The 8,848-nt window shown below is 69.5% G+C and carries 1 protein-coding gene; it reads left to right on the top strand.

Going from position 1 to position 8,848, the window contains the following annotated elements; all coding sequences use genetic code 11:
* Positions 1-17 precede the first annotated feature (17 nt).
* The coding region (locus ACFVUT_RS37445; protein WP_389671144.1) for an SDR family NAD(P)-dependent oxidoreductase at positions 18-8,848 on the top strand (8,831 nt) is incomplete at its 3' end.

Raw genomic sequence — 8,848 nt, 5'->3', positions numbered from 1 at the left:
CGCTGGATGAGACGGGGATGACGCAGCCGGCGTTGTTCGCGTTCGAGGTGGCGTTGTTCCGGTTGCTGGACTCGTACGGTGTGGTGCCGGATGTGCTGGTGGGGCACTCGGTCGGTGAGATCGCGGCTGCGCATGTGGCGGGTGTGTTCTCGCTGGACGATGCGTGCACGCTGGTGGCGGCCCGGGCGCGGTTGATGCAGGCGTTGCCGGTGGGCGGGGCGATGCTCGCCGTCGCGGCACCCGAAACCGATGTGCTGCCGCTGCTGAACGACCGGGTGGGTGTTGCGGCGGTCAACGGGCCCGCTTCTGTGGTGGTTTCCGGTGCTGAGGACGCGGTCGAGGAGATCGGCGCGGTGCTGGGTGAGCGTGGGGTGCGGACGCGCAGGCTGCGGGTCAGCCATGCGTTCCACTCGCCGTTGATGGAGCCGATGCTGGAGGAGTTCGCGGAGATCGCCGCGGCACTCACGTACCACGAACCTGCTCTTCCCATCGTTTCCAACGTGACCGGACAGCCGGCTGTTGAAGGACAGCTCACCGACCCGGACTACTGGGTCGATCACGTCCGTCAGGCCGTCCGGTTCGCCGACGGTGTGACTGCCGCGGATGCCTCGGTGTTCATCGAGGTCGGACCCGACGGTGTCCTCAGCGCCCTGGCGCAGCAGAGCGTCGATGACACGGCCGTGGTCGTGCCGACCGCGCGCAAGGACCGCGACGAGGCCCAGGCGTTCGTCGAAGCACTCGGCCGGCTCCACACCACCGGTGTGACCGTCGACTGGACCGCCCACTTCGGGAACACCCAGGCCCACGTCGACCTGCCGACCTACGCCTTCCAGCACCAGCGGTACTGGCTCGAATCCGGGCCGGCCCTCGGTGACCTGTCGGCGGTCGGACTGACCACGATCGATCACCCGCTGCTGGGTGCTGTGGTGGCGACTCCCGACGCGGGCGGGCTGACGCTCACCGGACGGCTGTCGCTCACCACCCACCCCTGGCTCGCCGACCACGACGTGCTCGGCACCGTGCTGGTGCCCGGGACGGGTCTGCTGGAGCTGGCGCTGCGCGCCGGGCACGAAGCGGGGCTTCCCGTGGTGCAGGAGCTGACACTCCAGGCGCCCCTGGTGATTCCGCATGACGGGGGGCTTCACCTCCGGGTCACGGTCGCTGCCGGGACGGTGACCATCCACAGCCGTGACGAGCAGGACGTGGACGGTGCCTGGACCCTGCACGCCGAGGGCGCGCTCGGCTCCGACGCATCGGCCCCCGGGGCGGGCCTTGAGGAATGGCCGCCCACCGGGGCCACGGTGCTCGACACCGCTGACGCGTACGAGTTCCTTCTGGAGCGCGGATACGCCTACGGTCCGGTCTTCCAGGGACTCGGCTCGGTCTGGCAGCGTGGTGACGACGTCTTCGCCGAGGTCGTCCTGCCCGAGCAGGCGCATGCCGAGGCCGGCCGGTTCGGTCTGCATCCCGCCCTGTTCGACGCGACGATGCACGCGCTGCTCGTGGTCGACCGCGGCGTGGACGCGGCGACGTTGCTGCCGTTCGTCTGGTCCGGTGTGAACCTGCATGCCGCAGGCGCCACCGAGCTGCGCGTGCGGATCTCCCGGACCACGGGTGCGATGGCTCTCGCGGACGGTACGGGTGCGCCGGTCCTGACGGTGGACTCGCTCGTGTCGCGACCGGTGTCGGTCGAGCAGCTCAGTGCTCGGCGCGACTCCCTGTTCGCCATGCAGTGGTCGCCGCTGTCGACGGGCGATGTCGCCGACGACGGTGTGGCACTCGTCGGTGCCCCGGTCGCCGGGTTGCCGACCGCAGCGGGCACGTTCGACGACTTCGAGGCCCTGGCGGCGGCCGGCTCGGTGCCCCCGTGGGTGGTGTTCACGTGCCCCGCCGACGAGGGCGATGTTCCCGCCGCGGTGCGTCGGTCGACGTCGGCGGTGCTCGGGCAGATTCAGGCATTCCTGGCTGACGAGCGGTTTGCCGAGTCGCGGCTGGCGGTCGTGACCCGGGGTGCCGTGGCGACGGGTTCGGACGACGAACTCCAGCTCGCCACGGCGCCGGTGTGGGGACTTGTCCGGTCGGCGCAGGCCGAGAACCCGGACCGGTTCGTGCTCGCGGACCTCGACCGTACGGACGAGTCGGGTGCGGCGCTCGTCGGTGCGCTGCACTCCGGTGAGCCCGAGCTCGCGATCCGGGCCGGTGCGGTCGTGGTTCCTCGCCTGGTGCGCGCGGCCCCGGCTGCCGGTGAGGCATGGACGCTCGACCCCGACGGCACGGTGCTGGTCACCGGAGGCACGGGCGGACTCGGTGCGCTCGTCGCGCGGCATCTTGTGGCCGAGCAGGGTGTACGGCATCTGCTGCTGGTGAGTCGTCGTGGTGCGGACGCACCGGGTGCGGCGGAGCTGACGGCCGAGCTGACGGAGCTTGGCGCCCATGTTGCGGTGACCGCCTGTGATGTCACGGACCGCGGATCCCTCGCGGGAGTCATCGCGTCGGTGCCGGTGGAACACCCGCTGACCGGCGTCGTGCACGCGGCCGGTGTCGGTGACAACGGGCTGATTGCCGCGTTGACGCCGGACCGTGTGGATGCGGTGCTGGCGGCGAAGGCGGACGCGGCGTGGTTCCTGCACGAGTTGACGGCCGGGATGGACCTGGCGGCGTTCGTGTTGTTCTCCTCAGCCGGTGGCTTGGTGCTGGCGGCGGGGCAGGGTTCGTACGCTGCGGCGAACGTGTTCCTGGACGGGCTGGCCGTCCACCGACGCGCTCGCGGCCTGGCGGGTACGTCATTGGCGTTCGGCCTGTGGGAGACCACCACCGGACTGACCCAGTTCCTCAGCGCCGCCGACCTGGAGCGGATGCGCAGGCAGGGTCTGCCGGCCTTGCCTGTCGAGGACGGACTGAGCGGGTTCGATGCCGGACTGGTCTCCGATCAGCCGTTGTTGGTGCCGTTGCGCGTGGATGTTGCCGCGCTGCGGAACCGGACCGATGTGCCGGCTCTGTTGCGCGGACTGGTGCCGAGGATGCGGCGCGCGGTGCGTGCTGCCGCTGCCGACGGTGGTTCCGTGCTGGGGCGTCAGCTGACGGGCATGGAGTCGGCTGAGCGGCTGCGGGCGTTGCTGGATCTGGTGCGCGAGAGGGTCGCGGCCGTCCTCGGTCACGCGTCGCCCGAGGCGGTTGAGCCGGGGAAGGCGTTCCAGGATCTCGGGTTCGACTCGCTGACCGCGGTCGAGCTCCGGAACGAGCTGAATGCGGTGACCGGGCTGCGGTTGCCGGCGACGCTGGTGTTCGACTACCCGAACACGCAGGCCGTCGTCGACTACCTCGATGCGGAACTGAGCGGCGAAGCGGCCTCGGCCACGTCGGTGGTCACCGCCAAGGCCGTGGATGACGAGCCGATCGCGATCGTGGGCATGGCATGCCGCTACCCGGGCGGGATCGCCTCGCCGGAGGACCTGTGGCAGCTCGTCGTGAACGAGGTGGACGCGGTGTCCGACTTCCCGACCGACCGCGGTTGGGACATCGAGGGGCTGTACGACCCCGAGCCCGGTGTGGCGGGCAAGACCTATGCCCGTACGGGTGGCTTCCTGTACGACGCCGCGGACTTCGACCCCGGTTTCTTCGGGATCTCTCCGCGTGAGGCCCTGGGAATGGATCCGCAGCAGCGGTTGCTGCTGGAGTCCTCGTGGGAGGCCTTCGAGCGGGCCGGGCTCGACCCGAGGTCCCAGCGGGGCAGCCGGACCGGTGTCTTCGCCGGGCAGATGTATCACGACTACGGCCTGGGGATTCCGGGCGCGACGACCACCGGAAGCCTGCTTTCCGGGCGTACGTCCTACACGTTCGGTTTCGAGGGTCCGGCGGTGACGGTGGACACGGCGTGCTCGTCGTCCCTGGTCGCCCTGCACCTGGCGGTGCAGGCGCTGCGGTCCGGCGAATGCGAACTCGCCCTGGCCGGCGGCGTCACGGTGATGTCGACGCCCGGCACGTTCGTGGAGTTCTCGCGTCAGCGCGGTCTGTCCGAGGACGGCCGGTGCAAGGCGTTCGCCGCTGGTGCGGACGGCACCGGCTGGGGCGAAGGCGTCGGCGTCCTGCTGGTGGAGCGCCTGTCGGATGCTCGCCGCAATGGGCATCCGGTGCTGGCGGTGGTGCGTGGTTCGGCGGTGAACCAGGACGGTGCGAGCAACGGGTTGACGGCGCCGAACGGTCCGTCGCAGCAGCGGGTGATCCGGCAGGCGCTGGCGAACGCCGGTCTGTCGGCGTCGGATGTGGACGCCGTGGAGGCGCATGGCACCGGGACGACGTTGGGTGACCCGATCGAGGCGCAGGCCCTGATCGCCACCTACGGCCAGGACCGGCCCGCCGACAGCCCGCTGTGGCTCGGCTCGATCAAGTCGAACATGGGCCACACTCAGGCTGCCGCCGGTGTCGCTGGTGTCATCAAGATGGTCATGTCGATGCGGCACGGTGTGCTGCCCCGTACCCTGCACGTCGATGCGCCCAGCCCGCATGTGGACTGGAGCGCGGGCGCGGTCGAGCTGCTGACCGAGGCGCGGGAGTGGGACGCGGACAGCCGGCCTCGCCGAGCCGCTGTGTCGTCGTTCGGCATCAGTGGCACCAACGCGCACGTCGTGATCGAGCAGGCAGTCGAAGCCGACGCAGAGACAACCACTGCCGCAACGAACAACCTTCCCGCCGTGCCGTGGCTGGTGTCGGCAGCGAGTGCCGAGGCACTGGGTGCTCAGGCAGCGCGCTTGTACGAGTGGTTCGCCGACGAGGCGGACCTGGACCCGCGCGACGTGGGCGGGTCGCTCGCCTCGGGGCGGGCGAGCCTGGACCACCGTGCGGTGGTGGTGGGTGCTGACCGGGTGGAGTTGCTGGCCGGGTTGGCGAGGCTGGCGGAGGGTGAGGCCGGGCCGGGTGTGACTACTGGTGCGGGTTCGGGTGGTCGGCTGGGGTTCTTGTTTGCGGGGCAGGGGAGTCAGCGGCTCGGGATGGGCCGTGGGCTTGCCGGGGCGTTCTCGGTGTTCGGTGATGCGTTGGACGAGATCTGCCAGGTGTTGGATCCGTTGCTGCCGTATGCGCTGCGGGATGTGATGGTCGCGGAGGCGGGTTCGGGTCTGGCGGTGAGGCTGGATGAGACGGGGATGACGCAGCCGGCGTTGTTCGCGTTCGAGGTGGCGTTGTTCCGGTTGCTGACGTCGTACGGTGTGGTGCCGGATGTGTTGGTGGGGCACTCGGTCGGTGAGATCGCGGCCGCGCATGTGGCGGGTGTGTTCTCGCTGGATGATGCGTGCACGTTGGTGGCGGCGCGGGCGCGGTTGATGCAGGCGTTGCCGGCGGGCGGGGCGATGCTCGCCGTCGCGGCACCCGAAGCGGATGTGCTGCCGCTGTTGAACGACCGGGTTGGCGTGGCTGCGGTCAACGGGCCTGCTTCCGTGGTGGTTTCCGGTGCTGAGGACGCGGTCGAGGAGATCGGCGCGGTGCTGGGTGAGCGTGGGGTACGGACGCGCAGGCTGCGGGTCAGCCATGCGTTCCACTCGCCGTTGATGGAGCCGATGCTGGAGGAGTTCGCGGAGATCACCGCGGCACTCACGTACCACGAACCCAGCATCCCGGTGATCTCCAATCTCACCGGACAACTCGCCACCACCGGACAGCTCACCGATCCCACCTACTGGGTCGATCACGTCCGCCAGGCCGTCCGGTTCTCGGACGGCGTCACCGCCGCCCGGAGCACGGGTGCCTCGGTCTTCGTCGAGGTCGGGCCCGATGGAGTCCTCAGCGGTCTGGCACAGCAGAGCCTGGACGACGTCCTCGTCGTGCCGACCGCGCGCAAGGACCACGACGAGGCCCACGCCTTCCTCAAGGCGCTCGCGCGGCTGCACACGTCAGGGACCGCGGTCGACTGGAGCGGGCTGTTCGCCGGTAGGCGTCCTGTGGAGCTGCCGACGTACGCGTTCCAGCGTCAGCGGTTCTGGGTCGACGCGGTCGGCATGGGCACCGATCTTGCCGCGGCGGGGCTGAGCGCGGTGGACCACCCGATGCTGAGCGCGGTGGTCACCGAGCCGGACTCCGACGGGTTCGCCCTGACCGGCCGGCTGTCGCTCGCCGGTCAGCCGTGGCTTGCCGATCACGCGGTGCTGGGCACCGTGTTGATGCCGGGCACGGGCCTGCTCGAACTGGCGCTGCGGGCCGGGCGTGAGGCGGAGTGCCCCGTGGTGCGGGAACTCACGCTGCGGGCGCCGATGGTCGTCGGGCCGGATGGCGGGCTTCAGGTACGCGTCTCCGTGGGCGGTGTGGAAGCCGGCATCAGGAGCGTCCGCATCCACAGCCGCGGCGAGTCCGACACCGCCACTGGATGGACCCTGCACGCGGAAGGTGAACTGACCGAGACCGCTCCCCAGCCGGCGGGCGGGCTGATGGTGTGGCCTCCCGCGGAAGCCGACGTGGTTCCTGTCGAGGACGTGTACGACCGACTGGCCGAGCTGGGACTGGACTACGGTCCGCTGTTCCAGGGGATGCGTGCCGCGTGGCGCACTGCGGACGAGGTGTACGCCGAGGTCGCGTTGCCCGAGCAGTCGCACAGGGACGCCACCGGATTCGGATTGCACCCCGCGTTGCTGGATGCCTCCCTGCACGCGATCTTGCTGGGTGACTTCGTTCCGGGGGCGGAGGCCGGGCAGCCGTGGCTGCCGTTCGTCTGGACCGACGTCGACCTCCATGCCGCCGGTGCGACCGCGCTCCGCGTGCGGGTCAGCGGCGTCGGGCAGGCCAACTCGGTTTCGGTGACGGTGGCCGACTCGACGGGTGCGCTCGTCGCCCAGGTCGGGACATTGGGTCTGCGTCCGGTCTCGCCGGACCAGCTCCGGCCGGCCGGAGCTACGGACAACCCCCTGTTCCATATGGAATGGACGGCGATCGCCGGCGCGGAGCAGCGCACCTCATTGGATCAGGTGGCTGTCATCGGTGATGATCTGCCCAGGCTGGAACGCGCGACCGGTTATGCCGACTTGAACACCCTGGCCGACAGCGGCGCTGTTCCCGCGCACGTGGTGATCACCGTCCCGAGGGCGGACGACGGGGACATGCCGGTGGCCATCCGGCGTGCCTCGCACGGAGTGCTGGAGCAGGTCCAGATGTTCCTCGCCGACGAGCGGTTCGCGGATGCGCGGTTGGTCGTGGTGACCCGTGGTGCTGTGGTGGCGGGCTCCGACGATGAGCTCGAACTCGGCGCGGCGCCGGTCTGGGGACTGGTCCGGGCGGCGCAGGCCGAACACGCGGAACGCCTCGCCCTGGTGGACATCGACGACGCATCCGCATCCGTTGACGCGGTGGCCGGTGCCTTGGCGTCGGGTGAGCCGGAGGTGGCGATTCGGTCCGGGCGGGTGATGGTTCCTCGTCTGGTCCGGGTGGTGGCCGGTGCGGTGTCTGAGAGGTCTGAGTTCGATTCTGAGGGCACGGTGTTGGTCACTGGTGGTACTGGTGGTCTGGGTGCGTTGGTTGCGCGGCATCTTGTGGTGGAGCGGGGTGTGCGGCATCTGCTGTTGGTGAGTCGTCGTGGTGCGCAGGCGCCTGGTGCGGCGGAGCTGACGGCGGAGCTGGCGGGGCTTGGTGCCCGGGTGGTGGTGGCTGCTTGTGATGTGACGGATCGGGTTGCGCTGGCTGATGTTGTGGCGTCGGTTTCGGTGGAGCATCCGTTGGTGGGTGTGGTGCATGCGGCTGGGGTCGGTGATGTCGGGCTGATCGAGTCGGTGACGCCGGAGCGTTTGGATGCGGTGTTCGGGGCGAAGGCGGATGCGGCGTGGTTCCTGCATGAGCTGACGGCCGGGATGGAGCTGGCGTTCTTCGTGTTGTTCTCGTCGGCGGGTGGTCTGGTGCTGGCGGCGGGGCAGGGTTCGTATGCTGCGGCGAATGTCTTCCTTGACGGGCTTGCTGCTCATCGTCGTCGGGTCGGGCTGCCTGGAACGTCGTTGGCGTTCGGCCTGTGGGAGACCACCACCGGCCTGACCCAGTTCCTCAGTTCCGCTGACCTGGAGCGGATGCGCAGGCAGGGCCTGCCGGCCCTGACGGTCGAGGACGGGCTGAACGGATTCGATGCCGGGCTGGCCGCAGAGCAGTCCGTCCTGGTCCCGCTGCGGGTGGATGTTGCCGCGCTGCGGACACGGACCGATGTGCCGGCCCTGTTGCGCGGCCTCGTGCCGCGTGTGCGGCGTGCCGCACGAGCCGCCCTTGGTGGGACCGTGTTGGGGCGTCAGCTGGTGGCGATGGAGCCGGCCGAGCGTGTGAAGGTCCTGCTGGGCATGGTCCGGGAGAGGGTCGGGTCGGTTCTCGGTCATGCGTCGATTGAGGCGGTTGAGCCGGGGAAGGCGTTCCAGGATCTGGGGTTCGATTCGTTGACCGCGGTCGAGTTGCGGAATGAGTTGAATGCGGCGACTGGTTTGCGGTTGCCGGCGACGTTGGTGTTCGACTATCCGAATGCGCAGGCTGTTGCGCGGTATTTGGATGGTGAGTTCGGTGGTGCGGTCGAGTCTGCTCCGGTGGTTGCGGTGCGGGGTTCGGGTGATGATCCGATTGCGATTGTGGGTATGGGCTGCCGTTATCCGGGTGGGGTGGTGACTCCTGAGGATTTGTGGCGGGTGGTTGCCGGTGGTGAGGATGTTGTGGGTGGGTTCCCGACCGATCGTGGGTGGGATCTGGACGGTTTGTATCACCCGGATCCGGATCATCGGGGTACCACGTATACGCGTCATGGTGGATTCCTTCATGATGCGGGTCTGTTCGATCCGGCGTTCTTCGGGATTTCGCCGCGTGAGGCTTTGGCGATGGATCCGCAGCAGCGGTTGTTGCTGGA

The organism is Streptomyces sp. NPDC058051 (assembly GCF_042885475.1).
Taxonomy (GTDB): Bacteria; Actinomycetota; Actinomycetes; order Streptomycetales; family Streptomycetaceae; genus Streptomyces.
The sequence above is the reverse complement of the archived record's forward strand: the minus strand, read 5'-3'. Positions and strand labels throughout refer to the sequence as shown.